This window comes from Idiomarina aquatica, from assembly GCF_004362895.1.
Classification (GTDB): domain Bacteria; phylum Pseudomonadota; class Gammaproteobacteria; order Enterobacterales; family Alteromonadaceae; genus Idiomarina.
In genome coordinates this window covers 1-24557 of sequence record NZ_SNXI01000027.1, presented here as the reverse complement: position 1 = coordinate 24557, position 24557 = coordinate 1, and the positions used below count along the sequence as shown (strand labels likewise).

The following is a 24557-nucleotide window of genomic DNA, read 5'->3' as shown; positions in this document are numbered from 1 at the left end:
AAAAAATCCATAGCCAGAGAGTCTGACTATGGATTTTGAAGGCTCTGCCGGATCGGTCAACCGATCGCTAAAAATTTCTTAACTGATCGGCATTAGGCTAAGAGCCGCCTTTTGTTCTCTGTCGCAAAGCACTAATTACGAGTTGCCGTCACCTGTCATTTCCTGAAGACGGTTGCGCAATTCTTCGTCATTCTGAGCTTGTTGAATGATCGAATTGTATTGTTGCGGCGTCAGGCCTGCATCTTCAACAGCAGCAATCATTTCTTCCTGTGCAGATTGTTGAATTGTGCGTGCTTGCTCTTGGTTTTCAGCATTCTGGAATTTTTCACGGTATTTTTGAGTAACGCCTTGTACTTCTTCCATTGCGGCAACAAACTTGACCAGCATTCCTTCTGTTACTTCAACTTGCTGCTGTTGCATCTGCTGCTGCGCCTGGCCTTGAGTTTGACCCTGCTGTTGAGCGATAGCCGCTGTTGAGCCAAAGGCCATTACGGTTGCTAATGCTAATAGTGTCTTTTTCATAATAAGCTCCTAGATTTATTTTCTGGAATTAATTTTGCTCATCTACACTGTAGCGAAGACCATGCCAACTTATTAAGATTTTGAAAAGTAAGAGTTTTAATTATCTCTAGGCATTATGTTTGGTTACTCGACTAAATAAGTGTATCGTTTTGATACACTCTGGGAGTTATTAATGACAAAAAGATACAGTTTTAATCTGTCTAGCCTCCAAAAGCGATTACTTATTTATGTTGTTGTGCCGATGGTCGTGATCTCAGGTCTCGCAATTAGCTTTGGGTTACAGTTAATTGCGGATCAGGAAGAAAAACGATTAAAAGCTGACCTGGAGTTATTGGGGCGCGCAATTAGTTTACCGATAAGTGATGCACTATTAACTAACGACCTCAGGACGGTTAAAGCCAATCTGGATTCTGTTTTTTCTATCGGACGCGTCTATGGTGCATCAGTATACAACGTAAAGGGTCAGCAGGTTGCTGAAGCTGGAATCACCGAAACAGATTTGTCTAACAGTTTTTTGGCACAACAAACGGTTAAAACGGGAGTCACTCAGGATGATTACCGGCGGGTCGAAGGTAAAGACGTATTCTCCCAATTTATGCCAATTATTGATCGAGGAGGTCGCATCATAGGCTTGCTGCAAATTAACCGAAAAGCCAGTGATTTTGATGACCGGTTTGAGCAGCTGAGTCAGGTTGCCTGGCTCAGTTGGGCTGCGTTTGGGGCAATTACTTTTGCGGTATTAATATTTGGGCACTTTAGAGGTGTTGGGCGCCATGTCGTTGAGTTAAAAAATGCGATGCGAAAGGTTGCGGAGGGTGATAGAGCAATTCGAGTTGCGCCCAATGGGCCCAGTGAAATTGCTGAAATAGGTATCGGTTTGAATCGTATGCTGGATAGCATTTCACTGGCAGAACAAGAGCTTGAAAGCCGACGTAAAGAGGAAGAACGTTTACAACAAGCGCTGCGCGAACAGGAAAAAATGGCTGCAATAGGGAGTGTAGCCAGCGGCGTTGCGCACGAGCTTGGCGCACCCTTAACTGTTATTGATGCTCGCGCAAAACGTCTACTTAAGCGGATGCCTGATGAAGATGACCGGCGTCAACTAGAAGCCGTTAGAGGGCAAGTTCAGCGTCTAACGGGTCTGGTTAATCAGCTGCTTGCGTTCTCCAGAACCCCGGTATCAGAAAGGGTTTCAGTAGAAATAAATGAAATACTACAGCGAGCAATAAAAGCCTTGAGCTACGAGCGCGATAGCGATGGTATAAATATAGTAATAGATTCCACTGAACAGGCGAACGTTGCAGTCGACATAAAACGATTTGAACTGGCTTTGGTTAACGTATTACGTAATGCATTGCAAGCCGCAACCAATGAAATCCGCGTAACTGTAGAAGTTAATGAGATGGTGGAGATCAATATACTGGATGACGGAGCCGGTATAGATGAGTCAATAAAAAATGATGCTACGCAACCATTTAAAAGTACCAAGCCACAAGGCAAGGGAACGGGCTTAGGACTTACAATTGTCAGTCATGTAATGAGTGACCATAGTGGTTCAATGAAGCTTGATAACTCGTCTCAGGGTGGTTGTTGTGTGCGTTTGTTGTTGCCTAAGTCTGAGGGAAATAAAAATGAGCAGAGGTAAGGCCCATGTTGCGGTAGTTGAGGACGATCCGGCGCTAAATGAACTGTTAGTGGAAGAGCTTGCGGCGGAAGGTTATCAAGTGAGCCACTTTGGTACGGTAGAGGATTTTCTGCTGGCGAGTCTAGATTGTGATGTCGTGGTCAGTGATATTCGGCTTCCCGGAGCGTCAGGCTTATCTTTGCTAGAGACGGTTCAACAGCAAAGTACGCCCCCGGCAGTATTACTGATTACCGCTTTTGGTACGGTGGATCAAGCTGTGGACGCGTTAAAGCATGGAGCGGCGGATTTCTTAACTAAGCCTTTGGACGTCGAACATTTGCTTTTAAGCGTGCAACGCATTCTTGAACACCGAAACTTAAAGCAACAGCTCAAGCGATTTAAGTCAGAACAGACGGGTCCGGGCGGAATGATTGGTCAGAGTCCGGCCATGCGCAAACTCTACAGTCAAATAGAGCAAATTGCTAAAGTTGACGGCAGTGTGCTTATTTTGGGTGAGAGCGGCACGGGTAAAGAGCTTGTGGCGAACGCTATTCATCAGCTAAGCGATAGATCGGACAAACCTTTTCAGGCAGTAAATTGTGCAGGAATTCCAGCTGAGCTGATGGAAAGTGAGTTTTTTGGTCATGAAGCGGGTTCGTTTACCGGTGCAAAAGGAAAGCGTAACGGTTTATTGAAACAGGCCGACGGTGGCACGTTGTTGTTAGACGAAATTGGTGAAATGCCAATGGCGTTACAGGCTAAACTGCTTCGTGTCCTTCAGGAAGGAACCCTCAGAGCGGTAGGAAGTGACAAAGAGGAGCATGTTAACGTACGAATTCTTGCAGCCACGCATCAGGACTTAGAGAAAAAAGTTGAAAATGGTAGTTTTAGACAAGACTTATTTTATCGGTTAGAGACATTTTCTATCCGAGTTCCGGCATTGAGAGAGCGTGGTGAAGATATCGAACGGTTGGTCAGGCATTTTGCTAATGATATTGACAGCGATGCGCTTGAGCTACTTTATCGATACCCGTTCCCCGGCAATGTTCGGGAGTTGCAAAACGCGATAGAGCGAGCTGTTGCGTTTAGTCAGGATGGTGAAGTCCATGCCGAGAATTTGCCGCAGCGTATCACTGAATTTGAAGCCGAAAATGAAGCTGAATCGGTGACTCCGGCGAGCCGATGGCCAACCCTCAATGAAATGCAGGAAGACTATATTAAAAAGGTGTTGGCGCATGTGCAGGGAAACAAATCAAAAGCTGCCGAAGTTTTAGGTGTTACCCGCCGGACACTCTACCGTTGGCTTGAAGATTCAGGTGATCGGTAAGCGGACTAAATTCGTAAGTTTGATGACACAGAGCGGTAGTAAAGGAGACAGTAGTGAAAATTTTAATGGTACTTACATCGCACGATAAACTCGGCGATACCGACAATAAAACCGGTTTTTGGATAGAGGAATTTGCCGCCCCTTATTACGTATTTACTGATGCTGGCGCTGAAGTCACACTGGCATCACCTAAAGGCGGGCAACCGCCAATTGATCCAAACAGCCAGGGAGAAGATGCGCAAACCGAAGCAACTCATCGTTTTGATAAAGACGATAAGGCGCAGCATAAACTTGCGACAACGTGCAAATTGGATGAAGTACAGGTAGATGATTTTGACGCCATATTTTATCCCGGCGGACACGGACCGTTGTGGGACTTAACCAACGATCAACAGTCGATTCATTTGATTGAACAGTTTTGGAGCAAGGGTAAACCTGTTTCTGCCGTGTGCCATGCGCCAGCGGTACTGCTTAATGCCAAAACCCCATCAGGGGATCCAATTGTTCAGGGCCGTACCGTAACCGGTTTTAGTAACAGCGAAGAGGAAGCGGTAGGTTTAACAAGCGTTGTTCCTTTCTTGTTAGAGGACGAACTTGGTAATAAAGGCGGCCATTATCGAAAAGTTGATGATTGGCAGGCTTACGCTGTGCAGGACGGTATGTTGATTACCGGGCAAAATCCTGCTTCGTCAGAGCAGACAGCAGAGCGACTGCTGGATGTATTAAGAGCAATGGTTTAACCATTGCTCTTAAATCTATTTAACTGACAAAATCTAAAAGCGTCGGGTCCACTTTAACCCGACGCTAACCTGCCGACCTACGGCTGGCTCAAAGGCTCGCCCACTGCCCTGATTAACCACTACGGCACCCACATAGCTTTTATCGCTTATGTTATCGACTAAAAGCCAGCCCTTTAGTTGATGCTCTCCAATTTGCCAGGATTTGCGCAATGCGGCATCAAAAACAGTATAACTGGGAGCTGACACGGTATTTTCATCAGCGGTGAACGTGTTACCTCTATAACGCGCGGATAATTGTAGCTGCCATTGTTGTGCTAAATCGTAATTTAAACGGGCAAAGGCCTGTTGCTCCGCAACGCCGGGAAGCGTATTACCACGAAGCGACCCCGAGTCAAACACAGCGCTAATATCGGTGTAAGACACCCATGCATTAAGACGCTCTGTGATATCCCCTTCCAGCGATAGCTCAAAACCATCGCGTGATGTTTGTGCGGCATTTCGATACGTCGTGCGGCCATCATTTGACTGATCAACAAGAATTTCGTTGTCGCTTTGAATGTCAAAGTATGACAAGCCAAGTCGCCAGCCATCAGCTAATATCGCTTTTAAACCTGCTTCATATTGACTATTGGTTGAAGGGGCTAGGTTTCGATTAAGGCCTGAGCCTTCATTTCTATAAGCCAGCTCTGTTAACGTGGGCGTTTCAAAGCCTTCGCCATAACTGACATAGGCACTGACTTTTTCGGTTGCCTGCCACGTTAGCGCCGCCGCACTCGAGAGTTCATCAAATGTTCTGCTACCGCTGTCATCAGGGTTTTCTGCGGTAATGTAGCTATCAGTAACGCGGTAATCAATATCGTTATAGCGCAACCCACCGTCAAGTTGCCAATTAGGTGCCAACTGCCAGGCTATGCGGCCATATAGACTGCGGCTGTCGATATGATTAAATTCATCACGTCTAAGATCTCCTCGTTCTCCGCTATCGTTGACCAAACCAAAGCGATGATCCTGCTGTCTTTCGTCTATCCAACCAGCACTAACATCAACATGGTTGTTTAGTGACCAGTTAGCAAAAGCATGAAGCCCCTCAAACTGGCGAGACAGGTCAATCACAGCACCTGAACTCGTTGCGTCAGCGCCGGAGAACGGTAAAAACTGGACGATATCGCGATCACCCTGCCATGCTGATACACGATAAGTTGCATTATTGCGCTCAAGCTCCCAACTTAATGAGCCCTGGCGATGATGAATACTTTTTCGGGTATTAAAATCGATAGCGCGTTGCACCGTTTGCTCAGGATCTTCACGCCACGCGGAAGGTGTCAATGCGCTGGGATCCTGCAATAGAGGCGCGTAATTATTATCGTAGCGAACGATAAGGCGCTGAGAATCGGAAATATCTATGTACCAACGAAATGCCTGCTGTTCACGTTCGGCACTGTTATGAGGACGAGGACCATCAGTTTGAAAATCTGAAGCCATTAATTTGAACTGGTGTGTGTCCCCGGCGTACTGCAGATCAGCGGTATAGCGCTGTAGATTATCTGCTGACTGCTGTGTTGCAAAACTAATAGAAGATAGCTGTGGTGCCAGGCTTTGCCATTCAACGACGCCTCCGCCTGAATTGCCATATAACACGGCTAGAGGACCACGCAACACTTCAACACTGTGCGCATCATCCAGCATAATACTACTAGTCTGGGCTTGTCCGTCCGGCATCGATAACGGAATACCATCGATATTAAGTTGTAGACTGCGAACACCGAATGCAGCGCGCGATCCAAAGCCACGAATAACGATGCGCGTATCCTGCGCATAATTGTAGCGGCTGTCAGCCTGTATGCCGGGAATTCCCTCAAGTAAGTCGCCTGCATCAATGTTGAGTGTTGGTAGTTGGCGATCACGTGAAACACGAGTAACTGAGGCAGGCGTTGTTAACCAGGACTGCTGCGTTTGTGTTGCAGTCACGACGACCCGTTCATCGATGTTGTCTGTCGACGACGCCATTTGGGCATGACTGACGGGTATGCAATAAAATGGGGTTGCCAATAACGGCAACCCCAATGGTTTAAAATACTTCATAATAAAATTTAATCTGCAGGAGTTAGTTTTACTAAACGACCATTGTCTTCATCAGTCAGGATATAAAGCATGCCATCAGGCCCTTGTTCGATATCCCGGATACGAAAATCAATGTCACCATCAAACAGCCGTTCTTCATGGATCATACGACCGTCTTGTAAATCCAGACGCGATATCATTTGGCCGCGTAGCGCTGTGACCAACAGATCGCCCTGCCAATGCTTGAAGGGTTCTCCGGTATAAAATATGGAGCCGGCTGTAGCAATTGACGGCAGCCAATAGTAAAACGGCTGCTCCATACCCTCTTTATGAGTGCCGATGCCGATTTCTCCTCCACCGTAATCTTCACCATAAGTAACGGTTGGCCAACCATAGTTCTTACCCGCTTCCGGGATATTAACTTCGTCACCACCCTGAGGGCCATGTTCGATAGTCCATAGTTCACCGGTTTCAGGATGAATATCGGCACCCTGCACGTTGCGGTGGCCATATGACCAAATCTCATCCAGAGCCTTATCGTCATTAACAAATGGATTGTCTTCAGGGATACTACCATCAGGCCAAATGCGCACTATTTTGCCGTGATGATTATCCAATGTTTGGGCATCTTCCATTCGTGAATAGCGGTCGCCCAAGGTGATAAATAGGTGTCCTTCAGGTGAAAAGATTAACCGAGAACCAAAGTGCGCGCCGCTTTCATATTTTGGTGCCTGGCGGAATACGACTTCTCCGTCAATCCATTGGCCGCCGTCAATTTTGCCTCGCATCACGGCAGTGCTATTGCCGTCACCACCTTCGGGGTCAGGCTCAGAGTAGCTAATATAAACCCAACCATTATCCTCAAAATTTGGATCGATATTAACATCAAGCAAGCCACCCTGGCTTCGTGCAACAACCTCAGGTGTGCCTTTTATTTCTTTTCGTTCAGAACCGTCAGCCGAGATATGGTTTAAAATCCCGTCACGTTCGGTAACGAGCAGGCTGCCATCGGGCAAAAAGGTCATCCCCCATGGGTGAGATAGGTTTTCAGTTAAGGTAGTCATTTCTACGGTGTGACGCTCGGTGCTGTATTCATCAGCTAAAGCAGATGCTGAGAATCCAAGCGCAACCGCAGTTAATAGGGCGATCTTCCTGGCTTTCATCAGTTTTCCTCTCGTTCTTCTTTATCAATTGTAGTTAGTATACGGTAAAAATCGGTATTTTGATGACTGCTAACTTGATCTGTTTATTGTTATCAGCATTAATAGAGGTGTTACTTAACGCAAGGAGCTCAACATAATGAAAATAAAAAGTATTGTTAAAGCTATGGTGGGCATTGGTTTAGTCGCTCATTTAACGGCATGCGGTACGTTGCTATACCCCGAACGAAAAGGACAAACGGATGGACGTATTGATCCGGGGGTTGCTGCTATGAATGGCGTGGGCTTATTACTGTTCATTATTCCCGGATTAGTGGCATTTGCTGTTGATTTTCATAACGGCACAATTTATTTACCGGGAACTGCGTCTACTGACGCGAATAGCGAAGATGAACTTGTGGCGATTAAACACGATGGGCCACTTACCTATGAAGAAGCGCAGCGTTTGATTGCTGAACATACAGGCTCTGATGTTGACTTAAGCAAGGCAGAACAGCAGGCATTGCGCGCCATGAATGAGAAAGCGATTGCTGTTCAACTGCAGCAAGCGGCTAAGTAATGACAGAATCAGCATGGTTTAATAGCCAGTCGTTGTTGATATTCGGGCAATGGTTAGCAGCCGCGTTTGTATTGCTAATCATTGTCGCGTTAGTCAGCATTGGCGTTATGTATGTGGTGGATAAAATTCAGGTTCGCCACACCATACGCAGAAACTATCCAGTTGTAGGGCGTTTCCGCTATATATTTGAGCGTATGGGCGAATTCATGCGGCAGTATTTCTTTGCTATGGATCGCGAGGAAATGCCATTTAACAGGGCTCAACGCAGTTGGGTCTATCGCGCGGCAAAAAATGCCGATCGAAATGTGGCGTTCGGTTCGACACGAGACTTAACCCGAACTGGGACGATTATTTTTAGCAACGCGCCCTATCCGCCACTAGCTGAACAATCGGTCAAACCCGAACCTGTTGAAATCGGGCCCTATTGCAATACGCCCTATTATCCCCGTTCATATTTTCATATTTCCGGGATGAGTTATGGGGCTTTATCACCTGTTGCCATAAAAGCGCTCTCTAATGGTGCTGCTAAAGCAGGTTGCTGGCTGAATACCGGCGAGGGGGGCTTATCGCCCTATCATTTGAGTGGCCATTGCGACATTGTTTTTCAGATGGGTACTGCAAAATTTGGCGTACGAACGAAAGACGGCAAACTTGATGAGTCACGCCTTGCTGAACTTGGTCGGCACGATAATGTACGAATGTTTGAGATAAAACTTAGTCAGGGTGCAAAACCCGGCAAAGGCGGAATTTTACCGGGCCTCAAAGTTAATGCCGAAATAGCACAAATTCGTGGTATCGAAGAGGGTAAAGACGCAATTAGCCCTAATCGCCACCTCGAAATTAGCAACAACGAAGAGTTACTGGATTTTATCGCTCGGGTTAGAGATGTCACGGGTAAGCCGACGGGTTTTAAATTTGTTATGGGTGACCCGAGTTGGATTGATGAACTAACAGACGCAATTCTAAATCGTGGTGAACAAGCAGCTCCCGACTTTATAACGCTTGATAGTGCTGATGGTGGCACCGGTGCAGCACCTCAACCGTTAATTGATTACGTTGGTTTAAAGCTTTCGGAGAGTCTGCCCATATTGATAGACAAACTCACAGAAGCGGGATTAAAAGATCGTGTTAAAGTGATTTGCTCGGGCAAGATGATTTCGCCTGCTGATGTAGCCTGGGCCATAGCAATGGGTGCAGACTTTGTCGTTTCGGCACGAGGTTTCATGTTTTCTTTAGGTTGTATTCAGGCCATGCAATGTAATAAAAACACCTGCCCCACAGGAGTTACAACCGACAATCCGAAGCTCCAGAAAGGACTTGATCCAACGGATAAAGCCGAGCGAGTAGCTAATTACCACAAGTATTTAGAGTACGGCGTTAACATTATTGCTCATTCGTGCGGTGTGACCGATCCGCGTCAGCTAAACCGGCGTCATGCGCGAGTGATAAAACCGGACGGCGAAAGCATCAGTCTGGCAGACCGGTACCCGTTGCCGCCGGCGCGTCGGCGTTAACCTTTACGAAAGTGTATTTATTGGTAATAACGCTGCTGCTTCTTCAGCAATTTTGCGAAATGTTTGTCGGCGGCTGGTTGTGGCCCGGTAAACCAATCCGATATCGCGCGCCGCTTCTTGCCCGGAAGGCTTTAGCGGCGTCAAGTCAGTGTGTTCCAAAATGCCTCGGTCAATGGCCATTTGTGACATAAAGGTAGCGCCCTTACGTGCGTTAGCCATTTGTACCAAGCTGTGCATACTGGTAGCAGTAAATGGATTCACTTTTACGGTATCAGTTAACTGACATGCAGAAACAGCATGACCTGTCAGGCAGTGTTCTTTTTCCAGTAAAAAAATACTGCCGTCGGGGAGCATGTCGTAATTAACCGGCTCACCTAATTTATCGGCGATGGATTTATGCGCAACAAGCTTGAAAGGGTCACGACCAAGGATCCATTTTTGGTTGCCCTGAATATCCATAGGTAAAGCCAGCAACAAAATGTCCAAGTCACCGTCGCGAAGCGCATTGAGTAAATTATGCGTTGTATCTTCAGCTAATTGTAATGATAACTTTGGATACTTTTGCTGTATTCGTTCGCTCAAATCGCCAACAACGAACGGGGCTATAGTTGGTATGATCCCGAGCCGAACAGGCCCCTCCAAAATATTGCCGTGCCCCTGAGCATAATGCATAAGCTCTTCAGTTGAGGTGATAATTTTACGCGCCTGCTCGACAATTTCTTCGCCGATAGCTGTAAACAAAAAGGATTTGTGGTCTCGTTCAATTAGTTGACAGCCTAATTGTTCTTCTAAGTTTTGAATGCCACTACTTAATGTAGATTGGCTCACGTTACAGACGGTTGCCGCACGGTTAAAGTTTTGCTGTTGGTGTAGCGCCAGCAAATAGCTGAGATTTTTAAGACTTGGTAGCTTGCCCATGATTTAAACCACTAATTTAATTTACCGATTATCATAATAGTTTTTATTCGTTTTATCCAATAAGTCGTTCGGCGTAATATCCTCCTCGAAACGTTACAGCACACTTTTAATTAACGATTTGTTTGGAGAGAGAAACATGTTAACAGTTGGCGATAAATTACCAGAGTTTAGCGTAGTAGCTGCAAAGCCGGGCTTCAACATGCCTGAAGAAAATGGCGAAAGCGCGTTTGAAACTATCAACAATGAAAGCTTTAGCGGTAAATGGAAAATTATCTTCTTTTACCCAAAGGATTTCACCTTTGTGTGCCCCACCGAGATCGTAGAATTTGCGAAATTAAATGAAGAGTTTGCAGACCGCGATGCAATCGTTATGGGCGGCAGCACTGATAACGAGTTTGTAAAATTAGCATGGCGCCGTGAGCACCCTGACCTAAAAGGTTTGAACCAATACTCGTTTGCCGATAACGGTTCGCTTGTTGATGGTCTTGGCGTGCGTGACAAAGCAGAAAATGTTGCTTTGCGTGCAACTTTCGTTGTCGATCCTCACAACGTTATTCAACACGTTTCAGTGAATAACCTGAACGTTGGTCGTAACCCAACCGAAATCCTGCGTATTTTGGACGGCCTACAGACAGATGAACTTTGTCCATGTAACCGTGCCGTTGGTGGTGACACGCTTTAAAGCGTCAACAAACTATTGAGTGACAAGGTACCCGGACGGTTCTCCCGGGTACCTTTAAAAGTGTAGGAGTAGTTCATGACAATAGCAGACTATAAACAGTTACTTGGCGACCACGGTAAAGATACTAAGCTCAACTTGTCGAGCCTATTTACTAATGTCGATACATCAGGCCTTACTAACGACCAATTTTACGGCACAGCATTATCGCTGGCATACAGTATCGGTGACGCAGAGTTAACTGCAGCAGTTGAAGCAGAAGCTAGCGACAAAGTCGCTGACAATGTCGTAAATGCAGCTAAGTTAGCTGCAACCTTGATGGCAATGAATAACGTTTACTATCGGTTTTTACACTTATCAACCGATAAACAGTTCAGCAAATTACCTGCTGGATTGCGTATGAACGCGATGGCTAACCCCGGCGTCGAGAAAGCGGATTTCGAATTGTACTCGCTGGCAGTGTCGGCGTTGAATGGTTGTGGGCTTTGCATAGACTCTCATGTGAAAACACTGTTACAGCATGATGTTTCGGCACAAGCTGTTCAAACCAGTATTAAGTTGGCGGCGGTACTTAACGCAGCAGCGACTGCGCGCAAACTGTCGTAACCCCCCAGGAGCGCATGGCTCCGATCCCTGTCTAGAGCAGTCGTAAACTGCTCGCAACGCTTTAGCCCGCCTTGTGCGGGCTTTTTTTCTTTCACTTTCAGCTACATGTCCTACAGTTAATAATAAGAATTAACGAGGAGGTACGATGGTTAGTATCAATATCGAACGCTTGAAAGATTCTATCCGGGATTTATCAAAAATTGGCTACAACGATGAAGATCATGGTGTCTATCGTTGGGGCTTCACTGACGCCGACATGAGAGCCAGGCACTGGCTACTGGATTTAGTTAAAAATGAGGGCTTTGATGCGCATATGGACGGCGCCGGAAACGTATTCTTTGGTATTGGAGACTACCATAAGAAGCCAGCGGTATTGACCGGCTCCCATTTAGATACCGTGCCGGCCGGCGGTATATTTGATGGGGCGCTCGGTGTGTTATCCGGTCTGGAAGTTTTGCGCACGCTAAAAGAAAATGACGTAAAGCTTGAGCATCCTGTATGGGTTGTAGCAACGGCAGAAGAAGAAGGCCGATTTGGTGGCATGATGGGCTCTCAGGCAATTACCGGTGTCGTTAACATGGATTGGCTTATGTCTGCACATGATGCAGATAACGTCTATTTAAAAGATGCTATGGCAGAACACGGTCTGGATGTTATGAATGTTTTAGACGCAGCCTGGCCTGCCGAGCGCTTGAAGGCATTTTATGAACTGCACATTGAACAGGGCCCGGTGCTGTTCAATGAAGATATTTGTATTGGCGCGGTAGAGGGGATATCGGGCGTTTTTAAGTGGATAGTGCACTTGAAAGGTAAAGCAGATCATGCCGGTACGGCACCAATGAATATGCGTAGCGATGCGTTTATGGGGTTGGCGGATTTTGCCCATGAAATTGAACGTATTATTGCTGAAGATGGTACTGATAAAACCCGTATTACCGTGGGTAAAGTTGACCTAAAACCTGGCAGTCCACATACCGTTCCCGGTGAGGCTGTTTTTACCATTGTTGGTCGTGATATGAGCAACGATGTGATGCAGGAACTGGCAGATTCATGCCGCAAGGCGTTGTCTGCGATCGCTCGTAAGCACCGCTTAATGTTTGAATATGAACAGGTTAGTTGGCTTAAACCGCAAGCTTGCTCGGATAGTTTGACACAGATCATAGAAAACAAAGCCAAGCAGCGTAAACTATCTTGTTTGAAAATGCCCAGCGGCGCCGGTCACGATACACAGTTTTTAGCACAAATTACGGAAGCGGGATTAATTTTTATTCCATCGGTGAATGGGGTCAGTCATGCCCCCGATGAATGGTCACATTGGCATGATGTTGAGGCCGGCACTAACGTGCTATTGGATTGTATTGTTGAGTCGGCTAGTTAATTAATGCGAATCAACAGTATGTTCGATATACTCGGTGATATATGACCGATATCAAGTGGTAGCTAAATGGAACAGAAAGTAGAGGTTCAGTCAGCGGATAAGGTCAAAATCCAGCGTCCGAAAAACACCCAAAAGAACAACGATTACGCCCCTCGCAGTCGCATCTATGTGCGCGATATTAAAGGCGGGATGGAGTATTTTCGGCGAATATTCGGCTTCATTTTACTGGCTGTTTTTGCTTTGTTGCCGTGGCTCACGTATCAAGGCGAACAAGCAATTCTGCTTGATATCATGGAACAGCGCTTTCGTATTTTTGGGCTAACCCTGTGGCCGCAGGATTTTACTGTTGTTGCTCTATTTGCGATTGTTGCTGCTGTCGCTCTGTTCTTCGTTACCACCATATGGGGTCGAGTATGGTGCGGCTTTATGTGTCCTCAGACCACCTGGACTGCCATTTTTATGTGGTTCGAAAAGAAATTCGAAGGCCCCCGCAATAAACGTATCAAGCTAGACCAACGAAAAATGGATTTCGATAAGCTCTGGCGTAAAACGGGTAAGCAGGTCAGTTGGGTTTTAGTGGCTCTGCTAACCTCGATGATTTTTGTTGGTTACTTTACCGATGTACGCGCTTTGTTTGTGAACTTCTTCACGTTAGAAGCCGGGTTCTGGGCCACCTTCAGTGTGTTGTTCTTTACGTTTTGTACCTATGGCAACGCCGCCTACATGCGCGAAATAATGTGTACTCACATGTGTCCCTATGCGCGTTTTCAGTCGGCAATGTTTGATAAAGACACGTTTACTGTAAGTTATGACGTGAACCGCGGTGAGCCGAGAGGGCCTCGTGCACGTAAATCAGATCCAAAAGAACAAGGTTTGGGCGACTGTATCGATTGCTATATGTGTGTTCAGGTATGCCCTACCGGTATCGATATTCGTAATGGCTTACAGTACGAGTGTATAGATTGCGGCGCCTGCATCGATGCATGTAATGAAGTCATGGATAAAATGAAATATCCACGTGGTTTAATTCGCTTCACTACCGAGCGTAATTTATCAGCCAAGCAAAAGTCTGAGAAAACCAATCCATGGCGCATGAAGAGTATTGGTTATTTCATCTTAATGCTGGCAGTGACAGCAGTATTGGTTCTGGATATAGCGACACGAATACCATTAGAAGTAGACGTTTTGCGCGATCGAAATGCGTTATACCGAGAGAACTTCGACGGCGAAATCGAGAATGTTTACACCTTAAAAATAGTGAATAAATCACAGCAAGATCATACCTATACCGTCACTCTAGAGGGATTTGATACCTATCGTCTGGTGGGTGAAACGACAAAGCAAGTAGAAGCCGGAGAAGTGGGAAGTTTACCGATAACCGTGGCAATTCCTCCGCAATTATTGACAGAGCAAGTAACAGACTTCAGTTTTGTGGTACAGTCCAATGATGATTCAAGCGTTAAGTTAACGCACGAGACACGTTTCATCTACGAGTGAGTTTATGCCACAAAATGATTTCGCTTTTCAGGGGCTTGGTCCCGATACTCTGATCAAAGCGATAGAAACTCTGGGGATATATCCCGATAGTGGTTTGCTGGCGCTGAATAGTTACGAAAATCGCGTTTATCAGTTTAGTGACGATAATCGCAGGCGCTACGTCGTTAAGTTCTACCGACCCGGGCGTTGGTCGATAGAACAAATTGTTGAAGAACATCAATTTACATTAGACCTGCAAGCCGAAGAAATTCCGGCCGTTGCTCCTTTGCAGATTAATGGCCGCACGCTACATGAGTTTGAGGGCTATCACTTTTGCTTGTTTCCCAGTGTGGGCGGACGGGCATTCGAACCCGATGATTTGGACCAGTTAGAACGTTTGGGTAGACAAATTGGTCGCTTACACGCGGTTGCTCAAACTGCGTCTTTTAACTATCGGGAAACCATATCTTATAACGGCTTTGTGACTGACTCTGTAGTCGAATTGCGCCGCAGTGAGTTAATCCCTGACGGTCTGAAAACGGCGTTTTTCGCTATTCTCGAGCCTCTCGCTGAACGTTTAGCGGGAACGCCTCTGGCTAACTTCCCGGTGCAGCGTCTGCATGGCGATTGTCACATCGGTAATATTCTGCAATGGGATGACAAATTAACCTTTGTTGATTTTGACGACTGTCGTATGGGGCCTGCAGTCCAGGACCTTTGGATGATGTTAAATGGATCGCGTGCGGAACAAACGGTGCAACTGGACGCTCTAATCGAAGGATATGAAGAATTCTGCTCTTTTGATAAGGCGCAGTTGTTGTTGATTGAGCCGTTAAGAGGGTTCAGAATTATTCAATATATGGCATGGTTGTCAAAACGCTGGCAAGATAGCGCCTTTCAGCGAGCTTTTCCCTGGTTTGCAGAAGAGCGATACTGGGAAAACCAAGTGTTAGCGTTAAAAGAACAACTAGCGGCGCTGGATGAAGAGCCGTTAAAACTTGGATTCTAATTGACTTAAAAATGAAGGTGTAATTATGAGTAAATGGCTTTTAGGGCTATTAAGCGCGGCATTCATGTTCGTTGGCGCCGTGCAAGCGCAGCAGTTTGAAGAAGGTGTTCATTATGAGGTGGTTGCTGACGAAGCAACCAGTAAACCTGAAATTGTAGAGTTTTTCTCTTTTTATTGTGTGCATTGTTATCGCTTTGAACCTATCGCTAAATCAATAAAGGAAGCTCACCCGGATGCATTTGAAAAAGCACATGTGTCTTTCATTAGCCCACGAGGTGATGTTGGTGAGACAATGACGAAAGCATTTGCTGCAGCGCAGAAACTGGGCGTTGAAGAAAAAATAAGCGATGCAATCTTTGATTATAACTTTAACAAAAATAGTATGTTAACCAGCAAACAGGACATTCGTAACGTGTTCGTGGTTAACGATGTTGCAGGTGACGAATTTGACAAAGCTCTGGCTAGTTTTGCTGTGCGTGCTTCAGCAAGCAAGATGGATCGCCGGGCGACGAATTTGGGCGTTAATGCGACACCAACATTTATTGTAAACGGTAAGTATAAAATGCTACCGCAAGGGTTCCGTGACAGCGAAGACTTTGTTGCTGACTTCACTGCGTTGGCAAGCTACTTGGTTGATAAATAAATTCAAAAAAATTTAATCAGTTAACCCCCAGATATTTGGGGGTTTTTTGTTGCTTTAATATGACTATCGTCATATATATGTGTAAATAATAAACTTGCAGTTTTTAAATAGCTCTGTTAAGGTTCGTAGCACATGGACAGATTGCAGTACATGGACGTACTACTCCCCCGAGCGTTTATCTTCAGTGGTTGGCAACTCTTTATTAAAATACTGGTAGTGTTTTAATCCGAACGAAGGCATCGCGGTGTACAGATGCTCAACAATTGATGACTGAACAGTTTCGTACTTAGTCCATTCGGTTTCTTCCGAAAACGCGTATATTTCCAATGGAATGCCGGCTGGTGTGGGTTGCAGTAACCGGGCCATAAATGTCATGTCTTGACGAATCTTCGGGTGATTCACCAGGTAGTGCTCAGCATACAAGCGAAAGGCTGTTAAGTTACTCACCGGTGTTGCTAACTCATTTTCGTTTAACCAGGCGCGGCTATCAGTATCGAAAAACTCAGAAGCAATGTCGTTAAGCTGCTCTTCGGTAAGGCTTTTGGTGCTATCTAAATCAATCATTATCGAACGCATCATGCGCCGGCCGCCTGAATTTACCATGCCTTGCCAGTTTTTAAATGATTGATGGATCAGAACATAGGTCGGTAGAAAAACCGTTGTCTTATCCCAGTTTTCTACTTTTAGGGTGATAAGACCAACCTCTTTTACCACACCGTCAACATTTGAGTCAGGAACCTGGATCCAGTCATCAATTGCCACCATGCGGTTGGTCGCCAATTGAACTCCGGCGACAAATCCCATTAGTGTATCTTTAAATACCACCATTAAAATAGCTGTCATCGCGCCAAAACCGCTTAAAAGGTACATCGGTGATTTGTCCATGATGATGGCAACGGTGATGATAATGGCCATTAACACCAGCACTAACTTAATTACTTGAATAACGCCGGTAATAGGAACTTCTTTGGCTTTATTAGAGTATTCGTAGGCGATGTGAATGACGTTAGCCAGAGCTGTCAGGATACTGGTTATGATCCAAGTCAGGTAGATAGCAATGGCTGTCTGTAAAGGGCCCTGCCAGGCTTCAAAATTTTCAGTAAATATGACAGGAATAAACGCGTTGATGACCAATATCGGGGCTAAGTTCGCACAGCGCTTAAAAAAACCACTATTTACCAGCGAGTTATACCAACGCTCAGGCGCTTTTTTTAACAGCCGGTGTATTGCGCGGTTTATGACAAGACGTGCAATCGCGTAGGTAATATAGCTGACAACAATAATGATTGCGGCTTTAATGGCTAGTGCTAAATATTCGATAACCGCAGGTTTAAACCCGGTTTTTTCAAGCCACTCTGTGACGAACAACAAATCCATAGTCGTTACCTTCGTTGGTGAGCAAGATCCATTTTTTCGTGTAAGTCTTCAATAATAGCGTCTTTTTCGTGCCAGCGTTGATTAAGCCATTTTTGAAAGTGCGTTTTAAATTCTGGGTCGTTCGCGTAGTCGCCGATCAAATCATCGGTAATAGGCAAGGTGCGGATATGAACGTAAACATTACGCAACTGGCCACTGAGTAAATGCCATACCACTGGACGATCGTCTTTGCCCGGGTATGCAATAGTTATATCGAGAATACCTTCGAATTGATCACCCATTATTTGTAAAGAGAACGCCGTACCGCCAGCCTTAGGAGGCAATAAATAACGGTAGGGACTGTTTTTGTTCTTGTGTTTTTGCGGGGTGAAACGCGTTCCCTCACAAAAGTTAACAACAGTGGTGGGTATATGCTTAAACTTTTTACACGAGCGTTGAGTTGTAACGATATCACGCCCTTTCAAATGCGGCTTTTTAGCAATCATATCTTTGCTATAGCGACGCATAAAAGGCATATCAAGCACCCAGCAACCCCAACCAACAATGGGTATCCACAATAGCTGACGTTTTAGAAAGAAGCGCGGCATCGGCATATTGCGTCGCGCCAGATGCATTAATACAAAAACATCAACCCAGCTGCGGTGATTACCCATAATCATATACCAACCGTTTTTATGCAGGGCTAAGTCGCCTTCGATGTGCCAAGTCATCTTTTGTGTTAATTGAAATAACAAAGACATCGCATAGGCCCAGAGCCGGAATAAGCTATTTGCCAGCGTAGACAGTAGTCGCTGTACCGGGGCAATTGGCAGTAATAATTTAAAAATGCCAATAAAAACAATGCTTGCTCCAATTGCTGCGGTTGTTGTAAGTGCCCATAGAAAATTAATGAGGACACGAAATGGAATGAGTAAGGTCGTCAGCATGCAGTATTCCTGTCTGATAAAACGCGATCGCTACATTTTAATCATAACGAAACAAGAGCTTATTGTCTGTTGCTAAAATGGCCGAGTTCATATACTGTATGCATGTACAGTATTTTGTTGGAGATCATATGCAACCAAAATTAAAGAAACTGGTTGACCAAGGTCTACTCTGGCAAGGTAAGAGTCATTCGAATCAGCACCAATCTTACTTATCCAGTGGGTCAGATAAACTGGATAACGTTCTGGGTGGCGGTTGGCAGTTAAGTGGCCTTCATGAGTTGCAACGACAGTGTCACTTTGTCGAACAAAGACTATTAACTCCTCTTTTAAAACAGGCGTTGGTGCAACAGCAGACAGTATTCTGGATTAATCCTCCGGCGTTGGTCTCGGCATCAGGGCTTGCCTGGCAATTATCACAACAGTCACTTCATGTGGTAATAAAAGCGACAGACCAAGAAGCTGCCTGGGCTTTTGAACAGGTACTACAAACGGGAACCGGCATTGCACTCTTATGGCAACAGCAACAACACATTAATGCCTCAACGGTAAGGCGTTGGTACAAAGCGGTACAAACAGGTAGGCAGGGAGCTTTTGTTTTAACCGATATAGCAAAACAGCCTGAAGCCAAAGCTTACACCAACCGAATACAGCTCCATCAGGCTGCAGCTCGCGTTGATGTGGTTAAGCGCCGCTATGGTTGGCCGGTAATGAATGTTGACCTATGAGTCTGTGGTTATATTGCCATTTCCCACAATTACTACTGGATACGGTGTGTCGTATCCATGCGGCTGCTAATACAGTTCCGTTAGTCTATTATTTGCCCGCTGATATGCCTCGCGAGCGACAAGGTAAAGCGCATAGGGAGCCTATTGTACAATGTAATCAATTGGCTTTAGATGCGGGAGTAGAATTGGGGCAGCCGCAAACGTTGGCGCAAGGCTTGGTTAGTGGGCTTGTGTGCCACCGATATAATGCGGAGAAAGAAGCTCAGGCACTACGTCAGTTGGCAGATGGGCTTTACCAAACAATTGATAAGCAAGTGCTGTTTGCCCCTAAAGGCATTGCCATTGCTGTTGACAGTTTATTACGGCTATATCAGGGGTTAAATCCCCTACTTTGCCATATCAAAGAACAGCTACAGGCGTTTGATTTACGGTTTTATATGAGTTTGGCTTACAGTCCTGAAGCTGCGCGATGTTTGGCTCAGGCAGGATATGAGCAGTTATCGGCTGATAAAAACGCGATCCATGACGCCCTGGCTTGTTTACCAGTTAACACATTAAATTGGTCAGAAAGCCGTGTGGAGAAACTCAACAAGTCGGGTATAAAAACATTACACGACCTTTGGCAGCTTCCTGCGGCTCAAGTTGGTAAGCGCTTTGGACTGGAGCTGGTCGAACAACTACTTACATTAAAAAGTACGCACACGGCGGAATCAGCAGCAGTTACCTTTTATCAGCCCGCGCAAACCTTTTCGTTATCGTTCGATTTAGTAACGGAAATTAGCCACTGGCAAGGATTACTTTTTCCGTTAAAACGTGCTTTACGAGAGCTTGAAACGTTTCTTTATCAACGCCAGAAAGTTACCCGGTTGCTCGATATCAGGCTGCATCATCGCGATAACTCCAGTACCAGGGTTCCATTGAAGCTGGCTGTTGATAGTTGGCGCGCATCTCAATTTCTTCAACTTATTCAGTTACAAGTGGATCGCTATCCTCTACGGCAACCTGTTATAGCGATTAGTCTAACCGTTGAGCATTTATATGAGCTTGACCGAAATAGTGGACAATTACTTAACGATAGTGCGCAGCACAAGGGAGATTTGCATGAGTTATTAGCACGCCTGCAGGCAAAACTGGGTGAAAAAGCGATTTACTCTCCTGCTGTAACGAATGATTTTAGACCATTGTTGAATGAGCAGAAAAAATCAGCTGGTAGTGTCACCAATATACCGACAAAAAATGTGAAACGACCTTTATGGTTATTACCTCAGCCGGAACCGATTGATATAGCTCAATGGCGATTAATTGAAGGGCCGGAGCGGATAAACAGTGGTTGGTGGGATGACAAACCGATGGCTCGGGAGTATTGGATTGCGTCTGACCCGATGCAACGTCTTGGGTGGCTGTTCTTTGAAAAAGAATGGTATCTGCAGGGATGGTTTAGCTAATGCGCTACGCAGAGCTTCATTGCCTAAGTTACTTTAGCTTTCTGCGCTCAGCTGCCGCACCGGGCGAGCTTGTTGATAGAGCCGTTGAACTAGGCTATAGCGCCATTGCACTAACTGATGAGTGCTCGGTAGCCGGAGCCGTGAGAGCTTATCAGGCTGCTAAGCAGCATTCGATAAAACTAATTATCGGTAGCGAATTCAATGTGGACGGATTGGGTAAAATGGTCGTGCTGTGCCCAACTCGCAAGGCATATGCCCAGTTATGCCACAAGATAACGACGTTTCGCCAACGTATGCAAAAAGGCAGTTATGAAGCGAAAACAGAGGATTTTTTAACAGGGTTTGAAGAGTGCTTTTTACTTTGGCTGCCGGCAGAGCCCTGTTCTGGTAGCTATTATGCCAAAGCGATTAATTTAGGTCATCGCTTAAAAAGGCACTGGCACCTCCGCTTGTGGCTACTATACGAGCGACATTATCAGAGTGATGATAAATCCACGTTTAACTTTATTCAGCGCTTAAGTCAGCAACTACATCTTCGTGTTGTGGCTGCCGGTGGCTGTGTGTTGCATGACGTTAACCGACAGCCGTTGTTAGATATTGTTTCCGCGATAGCTGCAGGCAAACCATTATCGTTGTATCCAGAATGTGCGAGCGCTAACGCAGAGCGGCGACTTCGGGACTTAAGTGAATTACAGCGTTGCTACCCACAGCAATGGTTAACTGAAACCGTAACTATTGCCGACCAGTGTCATTTTTCAATGGCAGAGCTACGCTATGAATATCCGGCAGAACTGGTGCCTGCGGGACTTACTGCTAGTCAGTATTTACGGCAATTAACCGAGCGTGGGGCGACCAAGCGTTATCCCGGCGGAGTGCCTGAAAAAGTCGTTGCGCAATATAACAAAGAGCTCGAACTTATCCGCGAGCAGCAGTATGAATACTTTTTCTTGACCATTCATGACCTTGTCTGTTTTGCGCAACAACAGGGGATCTTATATCAAGGCCGAGGCTCTGCTGCCAATTCTGTGGTTTGTTATTGCCTTGAAATTACAGCGGTTAACCCGACACAAATCGACGTCTTGTTCGAACGGTTTATTTCTAAGGAGCGTGATGAACCTCCCGATATTGACGTGGATTTTGAGCACGAACGCCGGGAAGAGATCATTCAATATATTTATCGAAAATACGGTCGAGCAAGAGCCGCATTGGCGGCTACCGTTATTCGTTATCGTTTTCGTAGTGCATTCCGGGATGTCGGAAAGGCGCTGGGCTTTAGTGAACAGCAGCTGCAATATTACCGGCAAAACCTTGATCGCCGAGATAAGGACATTGACTGGAAACAACAGCTTGCTGATCAGCATCCTAAACTTGCCGAAAGTCGCCGGGGACAGCAATTAATTTATTACACAGAACAACTGATAGGCTTTCCTCGTCACTTATCACAGCACGTAGGTGGCTTTGTTATTGCCGCGGGTAAATTGTCAGACTTAGTGCCCATCGAAAACGCCAGTATGCCAGAGCGAACTGTTATTCAGTGGGATAAGGATGATCTGGAAGCGTTAAAGCTGTTGAAGGTTGATGTGCTGGCGCTAGGTATGTTGACGGCGCTTCGAAAAACTATGCAGCTACTGAAAGCGCAAAATATTAGTCTGACGCTGGCGGATATTCCGCAGGAAGATCCGACGGTTTATCAGGCGTTGCAAAAAGCCGATTCAGTGGGTGTATTCCAAATTGAATCGCGTGCGCAAATGAATATGTTGCCTCGCCTAAAACCGTCCACCTTTTACGACTTGGTTATTCAAATAGCGATCGTTCGGCCTGGCCCTATTCAGGGCGACATGGTACATCCGTATTTACGCCGGCGTTCCGGGTTAGAGCCCATAGATTACCCAAGTGACGAGGTAAAGTCGGTTTTGCAGCGAACTTTAGGCGTGCCTATTTTTCAGGAGCAAGCAATTAAGCTTGCTATGGTGGCGGCGGGGTTTAGTGGTGGCGAGGCAGATCAACTACGTCGAGCCATGGCTGCCTGGCGTAGTACAGGTAAACTTAAGCAGTTCGAAGAAAAACTCATTAGCGGGATGCTTAAGCGGGGCTATAACGAAGAGTTTGCCCAGCGGCTATTTCATCAAATCTGTGGTTTTGGTCAGTATGGTTTTCCGGAATCTCATTCAGCAAGCTTTGCTAATCTTGCCTATGCTTCAGCCTGGTTAAAAACACATTATCCTAGTGCTTTTTATACGGGCCTTTTAAATAGTTTGCCAATGGGGTTTTACTCACCTTCTCAATTAATTCAGGACGCAAAACGTCATGGTGTTCGATTTTTACCGTTAGATATCAATAAAAGTGACTGGGACTATCAATGGTTATCAGATCAAGGGAGTGTGATCCGCCTCGGCTTACGTCAAATTAGCGGCTTAAGTAAAGAGCGATTAATTAATGCGTTGCAATGTCGGGACGATGGTTTTAGCCATATTGAGTCACTGCGCCAGGCAGGTTTGTATGAGTCAGATATAGAAGCTTTAGCAAAAGCGGACGCTCTGCAATCTATATCGGGTCATCGTTATCAAGCGAGCTGGGATGCATTGATGATGAGCGATGAGCAGTTACCACTATTTTCTTCGGTACAGGAAACTTACGATAAAACGCCGTTTACGCCAGACGAGCAGGAAGATATACGTTTTGATTATACCAGTACAGGTCTATCACTTAGGCGCCATCCATTGGCGCTTATTCGTAACAACCCCGTATTGGCAAAATGCCTCACCGCCGAGCAGTTATGTCATCAACGCTCGGGAAAACTGGTCGAGGTAATTGGGTTAATTACCTGTCGGCAACGGCCGGGCACTAAGACCGGGGTAACATTTTTTACCTTAGAAGATGAAACCGGAAACATTAATGTGGTTATTTGGGCAAAGACAGCGCGTAAGTTTCGCAAAGCATTTTTAAGTAGCCGTCTGTTAAAGGTCAAAGGCGTATTAGAGAGTCACCAAGGCGTTACGCATGTGGTAGCAGGACACCTTGATGACCAAACCGAGTTACTCAATATAGATAAGCATCACGAACGGCGTTTCCACTGAAGATTTCAGGAAACCGGGTGTACATCCATTAAGTAGTCATTTTTAAGATCGACATAGTTTTGCGCTGATTGACTTAAAAAGCTTTGCTCGCTTTCGTTTAACGGGCGCTTTTTTTGTACCGGGCTACCAACATAAAGAAAGCCACTTTCTAAACGCTTACCCGGAGGAACTAAACTACCTGCACCAATGATGACATCATCTTCCACAATGACATCGTCCATAATCACCGCCGACATGCCGACTAAGATACGGTTTCCCAACTGACACCCGTGTAACATGCAATGGTGTCCAACCGTTACTTCATCGCCAATTATCAGGGGGTGACCATCTGGATTGCCCGGGGAACGCCGGGTGACATGAAGAATGGTACCGTCTTGAATGTTGGTGCGTTGGCCAATGCGTATAAAGTTGACATCGCCCCGTGCAGCAACAAAAGGCCAGATACTACTGTCATCTCCCATCTGGATGTCGCCAACGAGAACGGAACTTGGGTCTACATAAACGCGTTCTTGCAAAACTGGCTGCGTATCATGAAAAGCTCGAATATCTGCCATTGTTACTCCCCTGCCCTCAGAATGATAAATAAGCGTCATTTCCACTAACAACGTTATAACAGATCTTCACTAAAGGTGCCTAACCCAGCTAAAAACGTTCATAAAGACAGCAGGTTGATGCAACTTTATGCAGTTGACAGAAAAAACAATTAAAATTGCAAAAAAGGCCTTGACGGTTGCAGTTAAATCTCTAAAATGCGCTCCACGTTCGAGGCAGGCAACGAAGCCGCCGAAAAC

General features: G+C 45.8%; 21 protein-coding genes. 14 read left to right on the top strand and 7 right to left on the bottom strand.

The window, feature by feature from the left end; genetic code table 11:
- Nucleotides 1–135: 135 nt before the first annotated feature.
- Complete coding sequence (locus DEU29_RS13020) at nt 136–522, bottom strand: DUF4168 domain-containing protein (protein ID WP_133540759.1); 387 nt, start codon at nt 520–522, stop codon at nt 136–138.
- 172 nt (nt 523–694) lie between these two features.
- Here DEU29_RS13020 and DEU29_RS13015 point away from each other — a divergent pair, with 172 nt between their 5' ends.
- The 3 genes from DEU29_RS13015 to DEU29_RS13005 are packed head-to-tail and all read left to right on the top strand — an operon-like array spanning nt 695 to nt 4213.
- Nucleotides 695–2167, top strand: a complete 1473-nt coding sequence (locus tag DEU29_RS13015; protein WP_243734606.1) for a sensor histidine kinase — start codon at nt 695–697, stop codon at nt 2165–2167.
- Nucleotides 2154–3473, top strand: coding sequence for a sigma-54-dependent transcriptional regulator (locus tag DEU29_RS13010; RefSeq protein ID WP_133540758.1), 1320 nt, complete (start codon nt 2154–2156; stop codon nt 3471–3473). The genes DEU29_RS13015 and DEU29_RS13010 overlap by 14 nt, the downstream gene beginning before the upstream one ends.
- Nucleotides 3474–3526: 53 nt before the next feature.
- Nucleotides 3527–4213: a type 1 glutamine amidotransferase domain-containing protein gene (locus DEU29_RS13005; RefSeq protein ID WP_133540757.1), complete on the top strand. Its 687-nt coding sequence runs from the start codon at nt 3527–3529 to the stop codon at nt 4211–4213.
- Between the two features lie 33 nt (nt 4214–4246).
- On the opposite strand, the gene DEU29_RS13000 is transcribed toward DEU29_RS13005, so the two are convergent.
- A complete protein-coding gene (locus DEU29_RS13000; protein WP_133540756.1) occupies nt 4247–6295 on the bottom strand; it encodes a TonB-dependent receptor family protein in 2049 nt (682 codons plus the stop codon).
- An 8-nt stretch (nt 6296–6303) separates the two neighbouring features.
- A complete protein-coding gene (locus tag DEU29_RS12995; protein WP_133540755.1) occupies nt 6304–7437 on the bottom strand; it encodes a PQQ-dependent sugar dehydrogenase in 1134 nt (377 codons plus the stop codon).
- Nucleotides 7438–7573: 136 nt separating this feature from the next.
- On the opposite strand from DEU29_RS12995, the gene DEU29_RS12990 reads away from it, so the two are divergent.
- The gene (locus DEU29_RS12990; RefSeq protein WP_133540754.1) at nt 7574–7993 is read left to right on the top strand and encodes a hypothetical protein; all 420 of its coding nucleotides are present in this window, start codon (nt 7574–7576) and stop codon (nt 7991–7993) included.
- Entirely contained in the window at nt 7993–9507 is a 1515-nt protein-coding gene (locus DEU29_RS12985; RefSeq protein WP_133540753.1) for an FMN-binding glutamate synthase family protein, read from the top strand. The genes DEU29_RS12990 and DEU29_RS12985 overlap by 1 nt, the downstream gene beginning before the upstream one ends.
- A gap of 3 nt (nt 9508–9510) precedes the next feature.
- On the opposite strand, the gene DEU29_RS12980 is transcribed toward DEU29_RS12985, so the two are convergent.
- Nucleotides 9511–10425, bottom strand: a complete 915-nt coding sequence (locus DEU29_RS12980) for a hydrogen peroxide-inducible genes activator (RefSeq protein ID WP_133540752.1) — start codon at nt 10423–10425, stop codon at nt 9511–9513.
- A gap of 136 nt (nt 10426–10561) precedes the next feature.
- Here DEU29_RS12980 and DEU29_RS12975 point away from each other — a divergent pair, with 136 nt between their 5' ends.
- The 6 genes from DEU29_RS12975 (at nt 10562) to DEU29_RS12950 (ending at nt 16216) form a co-directional block, all read left to right on the top strand.
- The gene (locus DEU29_RS12975) at nt 10562–11107 is read left to right on the top strand and encodes a peroxiredoxin (RefSeq protein WP_133540751.1); all 546 of its coding nucleotides are present in this window, start codon (nt 10562–10564) and stop codon (nt 11105–11107) included.
- A gap of 75 nt (nt 11108–11182) precedes the next feature.
- Nucleotides 11183–11710, top strand: coding sequence for a carboxymuconolactone decarboxylase family protein (locus DEU29_RS12970; protein ID WP_133540750.1), 528 nt, complete (start codon nt 11183–11185; stop codon nt 11708–11710).
- Nucleotides 11711–11855: 145 nt separating this feature from the next.
- Nucleotides 11856–13088: a Zn-dependent hydrolase gene (locus DEU29_RS12965; RefSeq protein WP_133540749.1), complete on the top strand. Its 1233-nt coding sequence runs from the start codon at nt 11856–11858 to the stop codon at nt 13086–13088.
- 66 nt (nt 13089–13154) lie between these two features.
- Entirely contained in the window at nt 13155–14585 is a 1431-nt protein-coding gene (ccoG, locus tag DEU29_RS12960; protein ID WP_133540748.1) for a cytochrome c oxidase accessory protein CcoG, read from the top strand.
- A 4-nt stretch (nt 14586–14589) separates the two neighbouring features.
- On the top strand, nt 14590–15573 hold the full coding sequence (locus DEU29_RS12955) for a serine/threonine protein kinase (RefSeq protein ID WP_133540747.1): 984 nt from the start codon (nt 14590–14592) through the stop codon (nt 15571–15573).
- 25 nt (nt 15574–15598) lie between these two features.
- Entirely contained in the window at nt 15599–16216 is a 618-nt protein-coding gene (locus DEU29_RS12950) for a thiol:disulfide interchange protein DsbA/DsbL (RefSeq protein ID WP_133540746.1), read from the top strand.
- Between the two features lie 159 nt (nt 16217–16375).
- On the opposite strand, the gene DEU29_RS12945 is transcribed toward DEU29_RS12950, so the two are convergent.
- Nucleotides 16376–17593 carry a mechanosensitive ion channel family protein gene (locus DEU29_RS12945; RefSeq protein WP_133540745.1) on the bottom strand — a complete coding sequence of 406 codons (1218 nt, stop codon included), beginning with the start codon at nt 17591–17593 and terminating at the stop codon, nt 16376–16378.
- Nucleotides 17594–17598: 5 nt separating this feature from the next.
- The gene (locus tag DEU29_RS12940) at nt 17599–18519 is read right to left on the bottom strand and encodes an acyltransferase (RefSeq protein ID WP_133540744.1); all 921 of its coding nucleotides are present in this window, start codon (nt 18517–18519) and stop codon (nt 17599–17601) included.
- Nucleotides 18520–18647: 128 nt separating this feature from the next.
- On the opposite strand from DEU29_RS12940, the gene DEU29_RS12935 reads away from it, so the two are divergent.
- From DEU29_RS12935 to DEU29_RS12925, 3 genes are read left to right on the top strand one after another with little or no spacing between them, the layout of a single operon-like run.
- Nucleotides 18648–19244 carry an ImuA family protein gene (locus DEU29_RS12935; protein WP_133540743.1) on the top strand — a complete coding sequence of 199 codons (597 nt, stop codon included), beginning with the start codon at nt 18648–18650 and terminating at the stop codon, nt 19242–19244.
- The gene (locus DEU29_RS12930; RefSeq protein ID WP_133540742.1) at nt 19241–20689 is read left to right on the top strand and encodes a Y-family DNA polymerase; all 1449 of its coding nucleotides are present in this window, start codon (nt 19241–19243) and stop codon (nt 20687–20689) included. Before DEU29_RS12935 ends, DEU29_RS12930 begins: the two co-directional genes overlap by 4 nt.
- Nucleotides 20689–23766: an error-prone DNA polymerase gene (locus DEU29_RS12925; RefSeq protein ID WP_133540741.1), complete on the top strand. Its 3078-nt coding sequence runs from the start codon at nt 20689–20691 to the stop codon at nt 23764–23766. The genes DEU29_RS12930 and DEU29_RS12925 overlap by 1 nt, the downstream gene beginning before the upstream one ends.
- Nucleotides 23767–23771: 5 nt before the next feature.
- On the opposite strand, the gene DEU29_RS12920 is transcribed toward DEU29_RS12925, so the two are convergent.
- Nucleotides 23772–24320, bottom strand: a complete 549-nt coding sequence (locus DEU29_RS12920) for a gamma carbonic anhydrase family protein (protein ID WP_133540740.1) — start codon at nt 24318–24320, stop codon at nt 23772–23774.
- Nucleotides 24321–24557: the final 237 nt, after the last annotated feature.